This window comes from Lysobacter sp. BMK333-48F3 (assembly GCF_019733395.1).
GTDB lineage: Bacteria > Pseudomonadota > Gammaproteobacteria > Xanthomonadales > Xanthomonadaceae > Lysobacter.
The window spans coordinates 2,880,619-2,897,650 of sequence record NZ_JAIHOO010000001.1 but is presented as its reverse complement, the minus strand read 5'-3'; the positions used below and the strand labels follow the sequence as shown (position 1 = coordinate 2,897,650).

The window sequence follows — 17,032 nt, the reverse complement described above, 5'->3', positions numbered from 1 at the left end:
CCTATGCGGCCTTGGGCAGACCGCGCGCGACTTCGTAGCCATCGAACACCATCGACGCCGATGCGCGGCCCTGGGTCAACGAACGCAGCGCCGTCGTGTAGCCCGACAACTGCGCCAGCGGCGCGCGTGCGGTCACGTCGCTACGGCCGCCCTTGTCCTCAATCGACAAGATGCGGCCGGAACGCCGCTGCACATCGCCGACCACGTCGCCGACGTTGGCCGCGGGCGTATCCACCACCAAGGCCATCACCGGTTCGAGCAAGGTCGTGCCGGCTTGCGCCAGCGCCGCCTTCAGCGCCGCCGCGGCGGCGATCTGGAACGCCAACTCCGAGGAGTCCTTGGCGTGCGTCTCGCCGTCGACCAGGGTCACGCTCAGCCCCACCACCGGGAAGCCTTGCGGCCCCTCGGCCAGCGCCGCCCGCAGGCCCTTTTCGGTCGCGGCGACGAAGTTGCGCGGAACCACGCCGCCGACGGTGCGGTCGACGAACTCGAACTGGCCGTCGTCGCGCGGCGCCACATCGACGATCACCCGCGCGAACTGGCCGATGCCGCCGTTCTGCTTGGCCTGCTTGCCCTCCACGCCGCGCACCGCGCGGCTCGGCGTTTCCTGATAGGCCACGCGCGGCGAACCGGTGCGCACCTCGACGTTCCACAACTCGCGCAAACGGTCGACCATCACCTCCAGGTGCAGCTCGCCCATGCCCCAGACCAGGGTTTCGCCGGTATCCGCATCGGTGCCGACGCGGAACGACGGATCCTGCTGGGCCAGGCTGGCCAGGCCCTGGCCGAGGCGGATCAGGTCGCTGGACTTGCCCGCGGTCAATCGCCACGACAACACCGCCGGCTGGGCCTGGATGCTGTCCAGCGCCAGACGCCGGCCGGCATCGCTGAGCGTCTCGCCGCTGACCGCGTCTTTCCAGCCCGCGATCGCGACGATCTCGCCGGCGTAGGCCACGTCCACGTCCTGACCGCGATCGGCCTGCACGACTTGCAGCCGGCCCACGCGCAACGCCTTTTCGCGCCGCGACGCCCACACCGTGTCGCCGACCCGCAGCGTGCCCGAGTACAGGCGCACGAAGCTCAGCGCACCGTGTTCGTGGTGCACGATCTTGAACACCAAGCCGGCCAGCGGGCCGTCGGCATCGGCCGCCAGTGCGACCTCGCCGTGCTCGCTTTGCGCACGCACCGGCGGACGCTCCAGCGGCGACGGCAGATAGTCGACGATGGCGTCGAGCAGCGCTTCCACGCCCTTGTTCTTGAACGCGGAACCGGCCAGTACCGGCGTGCCGGCGCCGGCCAGCGTGGCCCGGCGCAGCGCCGCCTTCAGCAGGGCGACGTCGATGGCGCTGCCGTCCAGGAACGCTTCGGCGAGCGCATCGTCGTGATCTGCGACGGCTTCGACCAGGCGCTGGCGCGCCGGCTCGAAGGCCTGCGTTTCCGCCTCGGTCCAGGCGCGCCGCGACAACATGCCGCGCTCGTCCCAGGACAGGTGTTCGCGTGCGACGTAGTCGATCCAGCCGCTGAGCTCGGATTCCGCGCCCACGGTTTCGCCCAGCGCCCACGGCACCGCGTCGAGCTTCTCGCGCATCTGCGCGAGGGTCCGCTCGAGCGAAGCGCCGACGCGGTCCATCTTGTTGACGAAGGCGATCAACGGCACGCCGTGGCGGCGCGCCTGGCGCCACACGGTTTCCGATTGCGGTTGCACGCCGTCGACACCGCTGAACACCGCGACCGCACCGTCGAGCACGCGCAACGAACGTTCGACTTCGATCGCGAAGTCGATATGGCCGGGCGTGTCGATGACGGTCAGGCGATGTTCGTCGCCGTCGTGCGGCGTCCAGCGCGCCTGCACGGCGGCGGCGCCGATGGTGATGCCGCGGCGGCGTTCGATCGGGTCGAAATCGGTGGTGGCGGCGCCGTCGTGGACTTCGCCGGTGCGATGGATCGCGCCGGTTTTCCACAGCAGACGTTCGGTGAGCGTGGTTTTGCCCGCGTCGACGTGGGCGATGATGCCGAGGTTGCGCCAGCGGCTGACGGAGGTGTTGCTGAAGAGCGGGGTGTTCATAAGAGTGTTCGCATTCGTGGCCAACGCATGGGTCGCCGCGCGCCCCGGTTGGCGACGGGACGCGCGGCTAGGCTTGGGTTTCGTCCGTGGTATTCACGACACGTTCTCCTTGGGTTCCGGTGACTGCGGTGATGGGAGGCCGGCGATCGCCGGTGGCTCGGGAATTGCGGGCAATAAAAAAGCACCCTTGCGGGTGCTTTGTTCTCTGCGGCTTCGCACGACGCGGGTCAGTTCGGCCGCGAAGCGAAGACTGCAGGAGGCAGGCGCACCCGGCCCGCGCTCGCGCGCAGGGCGTTCAGCGATATCAGGAGCGGGAAGCGCTGCATGACGGAGTGGCCTGAAAGAAGAGGTGGTTGTTGCGTGTGCATAGAGTAGGGCCGGCGCTGCGCGAGTCAAGCGTTGCGCTGGTGTGGGCGATGGGATTTATCGTTCCAGGCTTGAGAGGGCGGCGTGTCAGCGCTTGGGCGAAAAGCAAATCCCCCCTCCCCCCCTTTTTCAAAGGGGGGAACAGCAACGGCAGGGAACGGAATGGGGACCGCGGCTCAACCCACGGCGGCGCGAACGATGGCGCGCTAACCGTTGCCCCCTTTGAAAAAGGGGCCAGCGCCCGGCGTGGGCTTCGCTGCTGAGTGGCATGCGGAGCGCGGGGGATTTGCTGTTGCTGTTGCGGCGACAGAAGCAAAAAGCAAATCCCCCCTGCCCCCCTTTTTCAAAGTGGGGAACGGCGATGGCAAAGCCGCGATGGGCGCGGCGACCGCCAAGCCGCCTTGCCGGGACCGTCCCGCTCAGGCCGCCTTGCCGGCGGTCTCGATCTGGCGCTTGAGCACCGCGACCGGCTCGGCCCAGGCGTTGCCGCCGCGGCGCTTGCTGGTGGTCAGCACCAGGTCGGAGGGATCGAACACGTTGAGGTTGTGGGTGATCGGCGTGGTCAGGATGTACTGGGCGTCGGTGGCGCGCAGGAAGCGGCCGACCTTTTCGATGTTGAACACGTCCAGGTGGGCGAAGGGCTCGTCGATGAACACGAAGCCGCCCGGCTGGTCTTCGTCGCGCAGCAGCGCGACCAGCAGCAGCAGCGACTTCATCACCTGCTGGCCGCCGGAGGCCTCGCCGTCGTCGAGGCCGATCCAGCCCTTGCGGTCGAAATCGAAGCGCACCGACAAGCCGGCCTGGGCCAGGGCGACGTCGTTGTTGGCCAGCTCCGGCATGTCGGCGTCGACGCCGATGCCGGCCAGTTCGCCCAGCGCGACCAGGTTCTTCTTGTAGCGGCGCACGGTCGCGCGCAGCACGTTGATGTAGGCGCCGCGCGCTTCCTCGGTCAGGCGCTTGGCCCGCTCCAGGTGCGCCTCGCGGCGCATGATCGAGCTGGCCAGTTCGTCGTGGTCGGCGCCGATCTTGTCGCGCAAGGGCACGCAGGACTCGTCGACGACGAAGCCGCCGCGGGTCAGGCGGTCGTCGATGCGGTCGAGCTCGCGCCGCACTGCCGAAGCGCTTTCGTACTCCTCGCGCGCCGCGGCCAGCGCCGCCGCACTGCGCCAGTCGCTGGGCATCAGGCCGCGCTTGCGCCGGTAGTCGACGATGCGCTGGATCAGACTCTGGCGCTCGCCGTTGATCTGTTGCGCGCGCTCGCGCAGCTCGCGCGCCAGGGCGTCGATCTGGCCCTGGCGCTTGGCCGCGGCGATGCCTTCGGCCTTGTCCTGCTCGCCGGCCGCATCGATCTGCGCGCGCGCCTGGGCGAGGGCGGCAGCGGCTTCGGCGGCGGCTTCGGCCAAGCCCGGCAGGCGTTCCTGGGCGTCGGCGAATTCGGCCGCGCGGGTCACCAGCTCCTGGGTCGCGTCCAGGCCGAGCAGGCGCGACTGGTCGGCATCGACGCGCTGGTTGAGTTCCTGCAGCTCGGCCTCGCGCGCCTGCGCGCGCTGGGCGATGACGGTCTGTTCGGCGCGCAGTTCGGCCAGCTGCGACTGGCGCGCGCCGCTGCCGAAGTGCTGCTGGTTGCCGCCGATGTGGCGGCCGCCGCGGCTTTCGCGCAGGTAGCCCTTCTGGGTGATCCAGTCCTGCGAGGCCGGCAGGCGCGAGCCGTGCTCGATGTCGGTGACCCGGCGGATGCGGTCGAGCTGGCGCGGCAGCCAGGCCGGCGGATCGGCCGAGAAACGCACCACTTCCAGCAGCGAACCGGCGCTGGGCTTGGGCACCGGCGCCCGCTCGGCGACGATGAAATGCCGGTACTGCAGGCTTTCGCCGAGCTTCCAGGCTTCGCGCGCGTCTTTCGGGTTTTCCAGCACCAGCAGATGCCGATACGGCGCCAGCACCGCTTCCACCGCCACCGACCATTGCGGGTCGGCGATCTCGACCAGTTCGGTCAGCACCCGGTGGTCGATGTCAGCGCGTTCCAGCGCAGCGCGGAAGTCGCGTTCGAACGGCTCGACGATGCGGCCGCCGCCGCTGAGCGCGGCGAGCTGGGCGGAGATTTCGCCGGCGCGCTTGCGGTCGCGCTCGGCCTCGAGCTTGAGCTCGGCCTGGCGGCGGCGTCCGCTCTCGACGCCGGCGCTGAGCGCGTCGATGTCGAGCGCGCCGCGCTGGGCCTGCAGCCTGGCCAACTCGTCGCGGCGCTTGACCAGCATCTCGGCGTCGCGCGCGGCGTCGCGGGCCTGGGTGAAGGCCTGCTCGCTGGCGCCGACCTGGCGCCGCGCCTCGCGCATCGCTTCCTGCAGCACGTCGCGCCCTTGCGAGGCGATGCCGTCCTGCGCCTGCATCTCGTCCAGCGCGCGCTCGCGCTCGCGCAGCGCGCGGCGCAGGCCGGTCAGGCGCGGCTTGGCGCCGTCGATGACCGCGCGCTGCTCGCCCAGTTCGACCTTCGGCGCGACTTCGGTTTCCAGGCGCTGGCGCTGGTTGCGCAGGGCGTTGTATTCCTCGAACGAGCGCACGTCGGCCTTGGCCGATTCCAGGCGCAGATGCAGGCCGGCCAGGTCCTGGCCGAGCTGCTGCAGTTCCTTCTCGACGTCGAACTGCTCGGTGCGCGCGCGCTGATAGTCGTCCAGCACCGCCTTGTCCTCGAACACGTCGAAGATCAGCTGCAGCAGTTCGCGCGGCGAGTACTGGCAGAGCTTGTCGGTGGCGCCCTGCTCCAGGGTCAGCACCCGGCAGATCGCGCGGGTCAGGCCGGCGCCGGCCAGGCGCACGCGGTAGTCGCGCACGCCGAGCCATTCGCCACCCTGCTCCAGGGTTTCCACCGCCACGTCGCCGCCGACGATCTGGTAGTCGCGGCTCCAGTCGCCGCCGCGCTTGCGCACCCGGCAGGCCAGGGTGACCAGTTCGTCCTTGATCGGAAAGAACGGCCGGCCGCCGCGCCGGTCGGGGCGGTTGCTGACCACCGCGCGCAACCAGGCATAGGGCTTGCCGTTGTGGCGCAGATAGGTCTTGTAGTCGCGCGCGGTGTCGCGGTCCTCGATCGCCAGCAGGGTGCGCAGGGCGTCGAGCAAGGTGGTCTTGCCGGAGCCGTTCGGCCCGACCACGGTGACGATGGACGCGTCCAGCGGCAGTTGGAAGCGCTGCCAGTAGTCCCAGTGCACGACTTCGAGCGAGCGGAACTCAAACATCGGCCGCGGCCTCCTGGTCGTGCTTCATGTCGGTGCCGGCGGACGCCGGATGGGCGTCGCCGTCGTCTGGGGCTTCGCCGCCTGCGTCCGTCGTCGCCGGGGATTCGGCTGCGGCGGCGGCGTCGGACGCTACGGCGCCGGCCGCGCCGTCGGGATCGGCGCCGGCTTCGGTCTCGGTTTCGTCTTCGGCCGCCGCATCCGCCGCCCGCTCCAGCGCAGCATCGGTCTCGGCGGCCGCGGTCGTCGCGGCCAGCGCTGCGAACGCGGCGTCCTCGTCGCCGACGTAGGCGCCGACCCGGATCGCCGCGGCGGCGGCCTCGTCCTCGGCGTCGCCGTCGAGGCCCGCGGCCGCGTCGAGCAGCGCCTGTTCGTTCGCGTGCTGGCGCGCCTCGGTCACCACGAACGACAGCGCGCCGTCCATGACCCGGCCGGCGATGCGTTCGTAATCGAAGGCCAGGTCCAGCAGCGGCCCCTCATGGATGCGCTCTTTGCGCCGGGTGATGAAGCCCTGCCGCGCCAGCGAACCCAGGTTGAACTGGATCCGGGTCTTGCCGCCGAGCTTCTCGCCGAAGTCGGCGAGCAGGGTGCGCTCGTTGATCGGCTCGACCACTTCGGCGCCGACCGGAATCGGCTTGAGCTCGGCGAACATCTGCTCCTGGTCCTGGTCGCGGTCGGCCTGCTGGCGCGCGATCTGGCGTTGGCGCTTGGGCAGCACCAGCAGCGCCCACAGCACCACCAGCAGGGCGATCGCGTCGCGGTCCAGTTGCAGGTTGGTCGCCGACCAGGCCTTGGCGCTGCCGAACGCGGCCGATTCCTGCGGCCGGGCGATGCCGACCGCGACGTTGGCCGCGTAGGGATGCTCGAGCAGGCGCAGGCCCGCGGCGGCCAGGCGCCGGTCCAGGTCGTTGCGCAGTTCGGCGTCGGTCAGCAGTTCGCGCACCGAGGCGTCGTCGCGCGGCAGCCAGCGCTCGGCCAGCAGGCGCGCGATCAAAGAAGCGATGGGGTCGTTCATCGTTTAAGCGGTGTCCTTGGCCGGCTTGGCGCGGCGCGGCTTGGCCGGCGCGTCCGCGGAGGCGGTCTTGTTCTTGGGTCCGGGCTTGGCGCGCTGGGACGCAACGGGCTCGCCCTCGTCCTGCTCGGGCTTGGGCGCGCGCCGGCGCGCGCTGCGCTGTTGGCGCAGTTGTTCTTCGCTCAGGGTTTCCAGGCGGCCGCGGCTCATGTAGGCGACGCCGGCGCGGCCGACGGTTTCGAATTCGGTGTCGACCTTCCACGCCAGCGGCAGACGCGCCATCTGCGCACTGACGCCTTCGCGGTTCTCCGCGCCCGGGTCGCCGATCAGGCCCAACAGCGACAGGCGATAAGCGCTGATCGAGAAGCTGTCCTGCGGCACCAGTTCGGACAGGCCGGCTGCGTCGACGGCCAGGGCGGCCAGTTCGTCCAGCCAGCGTTCGGCGTACTGGAAATCGGTGGCCGCGGCGGGCGAACCGTCGGCGTTGGGCGCGGCCTGCGCCGGCGGCAGCGACTGGTCCTCGCGCGCCTCGCGCTCGCGTTCGACCAGTTCGTACTCGGCCACGTCCAGCGCGATCGGCGCCAGCACGAAGGCCGGGATCGCGGTGCGCGCGAGCACGTCCTCGGACAAGGCGGCGAGCGCGTCGATGTCGAGTTCGCGCAGGAAGCGGTTGACGTCGGAAGAAGAAAGGCCGCTGGCGCCCAGGTGCACGCGGTGCCGGTCGAGCTGGCTCAGCGCGCGCTGGAACACCGAGGCCTGGCGCAGCATCGCGCTCTGGGCGCGGCCGATCTGCTGGGCGACGCGGTGGGTGACGCTGTCCAGGTCCTGGTCGGCGGCGATCTCCTCGACGATCTCGGTGCCCTTCTCGATCCAGCGCCAGGCCTGCTGCAAGGTGCCGGCGGCGCGCAGGATGCGGTGTTCGGAACCGCTGAGCACGGCCTGGTCGAAGTCCTCGCGCAACTCGTTCAGGCGCGACAGCAGGTGTTGCAGGTCGTCGGCGCTGACCCGGCCCACCGCCTGGCCGGCGGCGATCTGGGCGGTGACGTAGGCCAGTTCGTCGCCTTCGCGGTTGAACTGCAGCAGCAGGCCGATCGAGGCCAGGGCCTGGCGGCCGACCGGGCTGATCCGGTAGCGCTGGGTTTCGCCGTCCCACAGCAGCAGCCCGTTTTCGCGCAGGCGGCCGAGCACGGTGTCGAACTTGATCGGCTCCAGGTAGGCGAAATGCTCGCGCAGCTCCTGCGGGCTCCAGTCCGGGGCCTGGCCGCGCTCGCCGATCGCCCGCAGCACCAGCAGGCGCACCATCACCGACTCTTCGCCGCCGTGGAACAGGGTCGAGAACGCGCGCAGCAGGTCGCGCGCGCCCAGCAGGGGCTGCAGGTCCGGCAGATCGGCCGCCGACATGTCGGCGCGCAGATAGTCCTGAAGGCTGGGATCGAAGGCGGGGTCCATGGAATCCGGACGACTAGGGGTCGGGCATGTTCGGCGATGGGTCCGGCCGTGACAACCGTTGCAATCGGCGCCGTTCGGTGCCTGCCCTCGCGCGGCGTCGACGCGGCCCGTGCCGGCGCTTGAATTCCGACGCTTTTCCCGGCATCGTGCACACTCCATACGCCAGCGTATCCAGCCAGCATGTCCTCGGCCGCCCTCTCCGCCCCGCCCGTCTCCGACGCCGCCCCGCACCCGCTGTATCCGCACCTGTTCGCGCCGCTGGACCTGGGCTTCTGCACCCTGCCCAACCGGGTGCTGATGGGGTCGATGCACACCGGCCTGGAGGACAAGGCGGCCGACTTCCCCAAGCTGGCGGCGTATTTCGCCGAGCGCGCCGCCGGCGGGGTCGGCCTGATCGTCACCGGCGGCTTCGCCCCCAACCTGGCCGGCTGGCTCAAGCCGTTCGGCGGCAAGCTCAGCTGGCCCTGGGAAGTCGGCAAGCACCGCCAGGTCACCCGCGCCGTGCACGAGCACGGCGGGCGCATCTGCATGCAGATCCTGCACGCCGGCCGCTACGGCTATCACCCGCTGCAGGTCGCGCCGAGCAAGCTCAAGGCGCCGATCAACCCGTTCACCCCGCGCGCGCTGTCGGCCGGCGCGGTCGAGCGCCAGATCAAGGCCTTCGTCAACGCCGCACGGCTGGCGCGCGAGGCCGGCTACGACGGGGTCGAGGTGATGGGCTCGGAAGGCTATCTGCTCAACCAGTTCACCGTGCCGCGCACCAACAAGCGCGGCGACGCCTGGGGCGGCGACGCCGCCAAGCGGATGCGCTTCTGCGTGGAAATCGTCCGCCGTATCCGCGAGGCCTGCGGCCCGGACTTCATCATCGTCTACCGGCTGTCGATGATCGACCTGGTCGCCGAAGGCTCGACCTGGAGCGACGTGGTCGCGCAGGCGCGGGCGGTCGAGGCCGCCGGCGCGACCCTGATCAACACCGGCATCGGCTGGCACGAGGCGCGGGTGCCGACCATCGCCACCTCGGTGCCGCGCGGCGCCTTCACCGGCATCACCGCCCGGCTCAAGCCGGAAGTGCGGATCCCGCTGGTCACCACCAACCGGATCAACATGCCCGACGTCGCCGAGCGCATCCTCGCCGATGGCGACGCCGACATGGTGTCGATGGCGCGGCCGCTGCTGGCCGACCCGGCCTGGGTGGCCAAGGCGCGCGACCGCCGCGCCGCCGACATCAACACCTGCATCGGCTGCAACCAGGCCTGCCTGGACCACGTGTTCGAGAACAAGCACGCCAGCTGCCTGGTCAACCCGCGCGCCTGCGCCGAGACCGAACTGAACTACCCGCCGGCCGCCGCGCCCAAGCGGGTGGCGGTGGTCGGCGCCGGCCCCGCCGGCTTGGCCTGCGCCACCGTGGCCGCCGAACGCGGCCACCGGGTGACCCTGTTCGACGCCGCGGCCGAGATCGGCGGCCAGTTCAACCTGGCCAAGAAGGTCCCCGGCAAGGAGGAGTTCCACGAAACCCTGCGCTACTTCGGCCGCCGCATCGAGCAGACCGGGGTCGAGCTGCGCCTGGGCACGGTGGCCGATGCGCAGAGCCTGCAGGACTACGACGAGATCGTCCTGGCCACCGGCATCGTCCCGCGCGAGGTCGCCTTCCCGGGCTCGGACCACGCCAAGGTGGTCAGCTACCTGGACGTGCTCAAGGGCCGGGTGGTGCCGGGCCGGCGCGTGGCCATCGTCGGCGCCGGCGGGATCGGCTTCGACGTCGCCGAGTACCTGGTCCACGAAGGCCATTCGGTCAGCCTGGACCCGGCGCGCTGGCGCGCCGAATGGGGCGTGGACCTGGACTACGCCGACAACCGCGGCGGCTTGGTCGAGCCGCGGCCGGAACCGCCGGCGCGCGAGGTCTGGCTGCTGCAGCGCAGCGCCGGCAAGCCGGGCGCGAAGCTGGGCAAGACCACCGGCTGGATCCACCGCGCCACGCTGAAGGCGAAACAGGTGCGGATGATCGGCGGGGTCGAATACCTCGGCGTCGACGACGAGGGCTTCCACGTCAGCGTCGACGGCAGCCAGCAGGTGCTGCCGGTCGACCAGGTGGTGATCTGCGCCGGCCAGGAGCCGTTCAAGCCGCTCGCCGCCGAACTGGCCGGCAGCGGCCGGCCGGTGCACGTGATCGGCGGCGCCGACGTCGCCGCCGAACTCGACGCCAAGCGCGCGATCGCCCAGGGCAGCCGTTTGGCGGCGCGCCTGTAAAACCCGGGTTTTTCCGCTGCTTTCGCGGCGCGAACGAGCGCGTCGCTGCGCGCTCGCGAACATCGCGCATACATATATATGTATGCGCGCGCAGTGGCGCGCGTGGGTGAGCGACGGACACGACGCGGCTCGAGGCGGCTTGCGTTTCTGGCGCGCGGACTCGGGTCGCGGGCGGACGGCCTTGGCTGCTCGTTCGATCGTGGCCGGGTGTCGGGGCGGTCGGGGCTGGCGTCGGTCGGCGCGGTGGCGCGGTCGCGGCTTGCGCCGCTCCTACCCTGAGCAGTAGTTGATGTCGGATTTTGACCCGGACGGGCGCCAATCCCAGTCGCTTTGGAGTCCACGACCGGCTGGAGACGCCGAAACGCGCATTCAGGCAAACCATACGGTTTGAGATCATGAACCTGTGAGACGAACTGGGCACGCTTCGTGCCGGCACAAAGCCCTGTAAAACCAAGGACCTGCCGCCTGTTCAGAATAAAAACTCCAACCAAAATAGGAACTTGGGTTTTCGACGTTCAGGTTTTGTTTGGTTAGGCGTCGCTACCGTTCGCCGACTTTTCCGCCGCCCCTGCAGAAGCGGCACCCACCACCGACCCGAGGCCCTGTTGGCCCGGATCCCGGTGACGGGGCAAAAGCGCGCCGCTAGAGCCGCTGCCCTCCCCAGTACGCCATGTTGGCCCGATCGCGGTTCCCCTCGCCCCCGCGGGCGATGGACGACCCGGTGCGGCCAACGCAACGGAGCAAGGAGTCATCTGATGAAACTGGCCTGGATCCTGTGGTTGGCCTCGGTACTGCCGCCACAAACCGCCGATTCGCTGTGTTTGAGCACCACCGTGTACCTGGAAGCCCGCGACCAGTCCCTGCGCGGCCAACAGGCCGTCGCCGAGGTCGCCCTGCGCCGCCGCGACAGCGGCCTGTGGGGCGATACGGTCTGCGACGTAGTCACCGCCAACAAGCAGTTCGCCCCGACCCTGGTCTCCCCGGGTACCCGCCTGAGCAATAGCGAGGCCTGGACCGAGTCGGTCAACGTCGCCCTGGCGGCCGAGCGCAACTGGGCCCTGCCGAACGGCCAGCGCAAGGAAATCGTGCCCGGCGCCAGCCACTTCGCCGCCCACGCCATCGCCAGCCCGTCCTGGCGCAACGCCTACCAGGTCGCGGTCATCGGCGACCACACCTTCTACAAGGTGCAGAAGCTCAAGTCCCGACGAGGTTGAGGGCCGGGAATCGGGAATCGGGAATGGAGAATCGTTCAGGCGGTTCGTCGTGCTTGCCGATTCCCCATTCCCCATTCCCGACTCCCGCTCCAACAAGACACTCCGTTGCAGCACCCTCCTTGAGGATGCGAAACAGGTCGGTGATAGTCGCCGACCTGTTTTTTTGTTTATCGCCACAACGGAGAGGCCCGCATGAAGCTCTACACCAAACCCGGCGCGTGTTCGACCGCCGACCACATCGCCCTGCAGTGGACCGGCGGCGCGTTCGAGGTCGAGGTGCTCGACAAGGACACGATGAAGGCGCCTGCCTTCCTCGCGATCAATCCGGCCGGCGCGGTGCCCGCCGTGGTCGACGGCGAGTTCGTGCTGACCCAGAACTCGGCGATCATGGGCTACATCGCCGACTCGTTCCCGCAGGCGCGCCTGACCGGCGACGGCAGCGCACAGCAGCACGCCGAAGCCGCTCGCTGGCTGGCGTACGTGAACTCCGACGTGCATCCGGCCTACCTGCCGATCTTCGCGCCGGGCAAGTTCCATCCCGATCCGGCCCAGGCCGACACGCTGCGCCAGCATGCGCGCGAACGCCTGCGCGCGATGTACGCCAGCGCCGACCGGCGCCTGGCCGACCGCGAATGGCTGGCCGGTTTCCGCAGCTACGCCGATCCCTATCTGTACATCACCCTGCGCTGGGCCGACTCGGTCAAGGTCGACCTGTCCGGCTACGAGCACCTGGCCGCGTTCAAGCGCCGCATGGAAGCCGATGCCGGCGTGCAGGCCGCACTGAAGGCCGAAGGGCTGCTGTAACGGCACGCCCGCGGTGCGGCTCCAGGGCCGCACCGCGACGCCTCGGGGAGCGACGCCCCCTTCCTGTAGGAGCGGCGTGAGCCGCGACAGCCGAAGCGACGTACGCGAGCACGCTCGTCGAACCCGGATGACCGGAGGGGTTCGTTCCGGGCGGCGTCTCGGCTTCGGAAAGCGACGTGGCATGCCGCGTCTTCGGTTGGTCGCGGCTCACGCCGCTCCTACGGGAGCCATCGCTTCCTGTAGGAGCGGCGTAAGCCGCGACAGCCGCAGCGACGTACGCAAGCGCGATCGCCCGAAGCCCGTACAGACGGGTTGCGGCATTCCGGTGCGATCCGGTTTCGGACGGCGACGCGATATCGCAGCGCGATTGCGGAATCGCGCGCTCAGACCCCGGTAGCGAAGCGCGCCTCGATTTGCGCGGCGATATCGTCCTTGCGCACCTTGGCCAGCGCCGCGCTCAGATCGGGCAGCAGTTCGGCCAGCTCGTCGCTGTTGCCGCAACGCTCGATCTTGAGTTGCAGGAAATAACCGCGCAGGCCCAGGTGCTCGCGCACCGCTTCGGTCATCAGCCCGTACAGGGTCTGGTAACGCTGCGCCGCATCGGCCATCGACAACGGCGTCGGCATCGGCACCGCCGTGGCGAAGGCCGCGCCCGGGGTCGGCGCATGCGCGAACTGGGTCGCCGCCACCGCCGCCGAGGAGGCGATCAGGCCCATCGCCTCGAGCTGCTCCAGGGCGTCCTGCGGCCCGTGCAGGCTGGCGATCAGGTCGCGCAAATGGCGCGCGCTGCGATCGCCGTCGACGATCAGCAGAATCGAACGCAACACCGGCGCGAGCTTGCGCGTGCGGTTCTGGATTTCGTCGCGGCCGGCATGGGTTTTGACCGGCACATCGCTCTCGCGCATGGTGTTTCCTCTGAGTCTTCCCCTGCCGCAGCCCCCCGATGCGGCGTCTGCGGACGCCGCACGCAGTCGCGCCATGCGCTGGGCGCGGCGGACCGCCGTAAGGCGTACCGGCTGGCGACGGACTATGCCATGCCGCCAGATGCGGATTCTGTGTCGGATTCGACGTTAGTCGTATGCCGCAGCCGCTACGCTGCGCGGCTGCGCGCAAGTCGCGACGAAAAGCAAAAGGCCAGGCGGATCGCCTGGCCTTTCGCGTTACCGTCCTGCGTTCTCGCTCCGGCGGACCGGGCGGCGCAGAACCCTCAGCGCTGCTCGATCGACACGTAGGCGCGATCTTCCGGGCCGGTGTAGTTGGCGCTCGGGCGGATGATCTTGCCGTCCTCGCGCTGCTCGATCACGTGCGCGCTCCAGCCGGTGGTGCGCGCGATCACGAACAGCGGGGTGAACATCGGCGTCGGGATGCCCATCATGTGGTAGGCGGACGCCGAGTACCAGTCGAGGTTCGGGAACATCTTCTTGCTGTCCCACATCAGCGTCTCGATGCGCTCGCTGACGTCGAACAGGGTCTGGTTGCCGCCGTCCTTGCACAGCTTGCGCGAGATCTCCTTGATGATCGGGTTGCGCGGGTCGCCGACCGTATAGACCGGGTGGCCGAAGCCGATCACGATTTCCTTGCGCTCGACGCGGGCGCGGATGTCGGCCTCGGCCTCGTCGGCGCTGCCGTAGCGGGAAATGATGTCCATCGCCACTTCGTTGGCGCCGCCGTGCTTGGGGCCGCGCAGCGCGCCGATCGCGCCGGTGATGCAGGAGTGGATGTCCGAACCGGTGCCGGCGATCACCCGGGCGGTGAAGGTCGAGGCGTTGAACTCGTGCTCGGCGTACAGGATCAGCGACTTGTCCAGCGAGTCGGCGTGCAGCGCGCTCGGCGGCTCGCCGTGCAGCAGGTGCAGGAAGTGCGCGGCGACCGAGTCGTCGTCGGTCTCGCAGTCGATGCGGCGGCCGTTGCGGGTGAAGTGCCACCAGTACAGCAGCATCGAGCCGAAGCTGGCGATCAGGCGGTCGGCGATGTCGCGCGCTTCCGAAGCGACGTGGCCTTCGCGCTCGGGCAGCACGGTGCCCAGCACCGAGCAGCCGGTGCGCAGCACGTCCATCGGGTGGGCGTTGGCCGGCACCAGCTCCAGCGCGTCGGTGACGATCGCCGGCAGGCCGCGCAGGCGCTTGAGCTTGGTCTTGTAGGCCTTCAGCTGCGACACGGTCGGCAGCGCGCCGTGGACCAGCAGGTGGGCGACTTCCTCGAAGGTCGACTGGGTCGCCAGGTCGTGGATGTCGTAGCCGCGGTAGTGCAGGTCGTTGCCGCTGCGGCCGACGGTGCACAGCGCGGTGTTGCCGGCGGCGGTGCCGCTGAGGGCCACCGATTTCTTGGGCTTGGGCAGGGTCGATTGCGGTTCGCTCATGGTCCTTCCTCAATAAAAAGTGGTCTTTTCCTTATTCCCTGTCCCACGCATGGGACAGGGCAAGGGTGAGGGCGCGCGACTTGTGGCTCGGTCGCTGGCTGGAAATTTCGCTCGCCCTCATCCGGCCCCCTGCCTGCGCAGGGGCAGGCTCCGGGCCGCCTTCTCCCGCAGTGCGGGAGAAGGAAAAACGGGCTCCTCCCGCGAACGGGAGAAGAAAAATCTCAACCGCCCTTCTTGGCGAACAGCGCGTCGAGCTTGTTCTCGAAGGCGTGGTAGCCGATCCGGTCGTACAGCTCGGCGCGGGTCTGCATGCTGTCGACCACGTTCTTCTGGTGGCCGTCGCGGCGGATCGACTCGTACACGTTCTCGGCGGCCTTGTTCATGGCCCGGAACGCCGACAGCGGGAACAGCTGGATCGCGACCCCGGCCGAAGCCAGTTCGTCGCGCGAGAACAGCGGGGTCTGGCCGAACTCGGTGATGTTGGCCAGCACCGGCACCTTGACCGCGTCGACGAAGCGGCGATAGGTCGCCAGGTCGTAGGCGGCCTCGGCGAAGATGCCGTCGGCGCCGGCCTCGACGCAGGCGATGGCGCGCTCGATCGCCGCGTCGACGCCGTCGACGGCGATGGCGTCGGTGCGCGCGATCAGGAAGAAGTCAGGATCGGTCTTGGCGTCGGCCGCGGCCTTGACCCGGTCGGCCATCTCGCCGGCGGTCACGATTTCCTTGCCCGGACGATGGCCGCAGCGCTTGGCGCCGACCTGGTCCTCGATGTGGCAGGCGGCCGCGCCGGCCTTGATCAGCGACTTGACCGTGCGCTCGATGTTGAACGCGCTGGGGCCGAAACCGGTGTCGATGTCGACCAGCAGCGGCAGGTCGCAGACGTCGGTGATGCGGCGCACGTCGATCAGCACGTCCTCGAGCGTGTTGATGCCCAGGTCCGGCAGGCCCAGCGAGCCGGCGGCGACGCCGCCGCCGGACAGGTAGATCGCGCGGTAGCCGGCGCGCTGGGCCAGCAGGGCGTGGTTGGCGTTGATCGCGCCGATCACCTGCAGCGGCGATTCGGCGGCGAGCGCGGCGCGGAACTTCGCGCCTGCGGAGGTGAACGACATCGGCAAACTCCGGCGGGCCCGTTCGGGGCGATCCGGCATTTTACCCCGTCGCGCCGGCCCGGCACCCCTGCCCCGGGGCGCCGGCCGTGGCTAGCCGATGGTCTGCACCACGTTGCCGTCGCGGTCGCGGATCTGGCTGCGCTGCACCTGGATCTCGAGGAATTCCACGCCCTCGACCCGGTACTCGCCCTCCTGGGCGCGCAGGCAGGCGACCATATTGCGCAAAGCGGCCTCGTTCAGGCGCAGGTGCAGCGCGCCCTCGACGACCTGGACGCCGTTGCGCGGCGCGGCCTCGAACACGATCCGCGCCTGCGGCCCGATCAGGCTGAACGGCTTGCCGAACGGCAAGCGCAGCGGCAGCAGGGCCAGCAGTTCGCCGACCTGGCGCGCGCCGATGACGATCCGCGTCGCCGGCTGGCGCAGCAGGCGCTTGCGCTGGCTCCATTCGAGCTGGTCGGTGTAGACCATCGCCGAGCTCGAGCCCTCGTGGGCCGACCCGGCGGCCAGGCGCGCGGCGATGTCGGAATCGGCCAGCAGCGACTCGCGCTCCAGGTCGGTCACCCACAACGGCAGGTAGTCCTGGAACACGTCCAGCACCTTCAGCGTCGACCAGCGCTTGAGCGCGAATTCCTCCTCGCTGGTCAGGCCGATCACCTGCAGGAATTCGAGCAGGCCGTTGGGCGTGTCGATCGGCGGCAGCTCCGGGTCGTGGGCGAACGCCACCGCCTGCAGATGGGTGGCGGTGTCGGCGGCGATCGGACCGTTGGCGTGCAGGTAATGGCCGGCGTGGAAACCGTGCCCGCTCTGGAACACGTAGCGGGCCAGGTTCTGCAGGAAGTTCAGCGCCCAGGCCGGCGGCTGCTCGCTGTCCTCGGGGTCGGCGACGCGGAAGGTCAGTTCGAAGCCGAACCCGCTGAGCGCCGGGTCTTCGGAGGTCTTGTCGTAAAGCTCGCTGAAACCGTAGCTGACCAGATGCCAGTGCGGCACCGGGGTGATGCGCTTGTAGGCGCTGATGCCGCGCAAGGGTTCGCCGCCGAGCTCGGGGCCGACCGGACTGCCGTAATGCAGCGGTTGCTGGCGCGTGTACAGCCGGGCCAGAGCCTGGTCGATCGCGTCCCACCCCGGCGCGCTGTCCTGTTCTGCCGTCATTGCGCGTTATGCCTCGCTCGCATCGGCCGCGGAC

11 protein-coding genes are annotated in these 17,032 nt (G+C 69.8%); 3 read left to right on the top strand and 8 right to left on the bottom strand.

Translation table 11 applies throughout. The features are described 5' to 3' along the window. Position 1 precedes the first annotated feature (1 nt). The 4 genes from fusA to K4L06_RS12295 all read right to left on the bottom strand — a co-directional run bounded on the left by fusA (position 2) and on the right by K4L06_RS12295 (position 8,116). On the bottom strand, positions 2-2,065 hold the full coding sequence (gene fusA, locus K4L06_RS12310) for an elongation factor G (RefSeq protein ID WP_221671638.1): 2,064 nt from the start codon (positions 2,063-2,065) through the stop codon (positions 2-4). Positions 2,066-2,850: 785 nt separating this feature from the next. After that, positions 2,851-5,658, bottom strand: a complete 2,808-nt coding sequence (locus K4L06_RS12305; RefSeq protein ID WP_221671637.1) for an AAA family ATPase — start codon at positions 5,656-5,658, stop codon at positions 2,851-2,853. After that, the gene (locus K4L06_RS12300) at positions 5,651-6,670 is read right to left on the bottom strand and encodes a hypothetical protein (protein ID WP_221671636.1); all 1,020 of its coding nucleotides are present in this window, start codon (positions 6,668-6,670) and stop codon (positions 5,651-5,653) included. The genes K4L06_RS12305 and K4L06_RS12300 overlap by 8 nt, the downstream gene beginning before the upstream one ends. Before the next feature lie 3 nt (positions 6,671-6,673). Then, complete coding sequence (locus K4L06_RS12295) at positions 6,674-8,116, bottom strand: hypothetical protein (protein ID WP_221671635.1); 1,443 nt, start codon at positions 8,114-8,116, stop codon at positions 6,674-6,676. A 180-nt stretch (positions 8,117-8,296) separates the two neighbouring features. Here K4L06_RS12295 and K4L06_RS12290 point away from each other — a divergent pair, with 180 nt between their 5' ends. The 3 genes from K4L06_RS12290 (at position 8,297) to K4L06_RS12280 (ending at position 12,381) form a co-directional block, all read left to right on the top strand. Continuing rightward, positions 8,297-10,363: an NADPH-dependent 2,4-dienoyl-CoA reductase gene (locus K4L06_RS12290; RefSeq protein WP_221671634.1), complete on the top strand. Its 2,067-nt coding sequence runs from the start codon at positions 8,297-8,299 to the stop codon at positions 10,361-10,363. Between the two features lie 755 nt (positions 10,364-11,118). Further along, a complete protein-coding gene (locus tag K4L06_RS12285) occupies positions 11,119-11,577 on the top strand; it encodes a cell wall hydrolase (RefSeq protein WP_221671633.1) in 459 nt (152 codons plus the stop codon). Positions 11,578-11,769: 192 nt separating this feature from the next. Next, a complete protein-coding gene (locus K4L06_RS12280; protein WP_221671632.1) occupies positions 11,770-12,381 on the top strand; it encodes a glutathione S-transferase N-terminal domain-containing protein in 612 nt (203 codons plus the stop codon). 383 nt (positions 12,382-12,764) lie between these two features. Here the strand turns inward: K4L06_RS12280 and K4L06_RS12275 are convergent, their stop codons facing one another. From K4L06_RS12275 to K4L06_RS12260, 4 genes are all read right to left on the bottom strand, one after another. After that, the gene (locus tag K4L06_RS12275; protein ID WP_221671631.1) at positions 12,765-13,286 is read right to left on the bottom strand and encodes a hypothetical protein; all 522 of its coding nucleotides are present in this window, start codon (positions 13,284-13,286) and stop codon (positions 12,765-12,767) included. A gap of 302 nt (positions 13,287-13,588) precedes the next feature. Further along, a complete protein-coding gene (prpC, locus tag K4L06_RS12270; protein WP_221671630.1) occupies positions 13,589-14,740 on the bottom strand; it encodes a 2-methylcitrate synthase in 1,152 nt (383 codons plus the stop codon). Between the two features lie 221 nt (positions 14,741-14,961). Continuing rightward, positions 14,962-15,849, bottom strand: coding sequence for a methylisocitrate lyase (gene prpB / locus K4L06_RS12265; RefSeq protein ID WP_221671629.1), 888 nt, complete (start codon positions 15,847-15,849; stop codon positions 14,962-14,964). 90 nt (positions 15,850-15,939) lie between these two features. Next, positions 15,940-16,998 (bottom strand): suppressor of fused domain protein, encoded by a 1,059-nt coding sequence (locus K4L06_RS12260; protein ID WP_221671628.1) that lies wholly within the window; start codon positions 16,996-16,998, stop codon positions 15,940-15,942. Between the last annotated feature and the right edge of the window lie 34 nt (positions 16,999-17,032).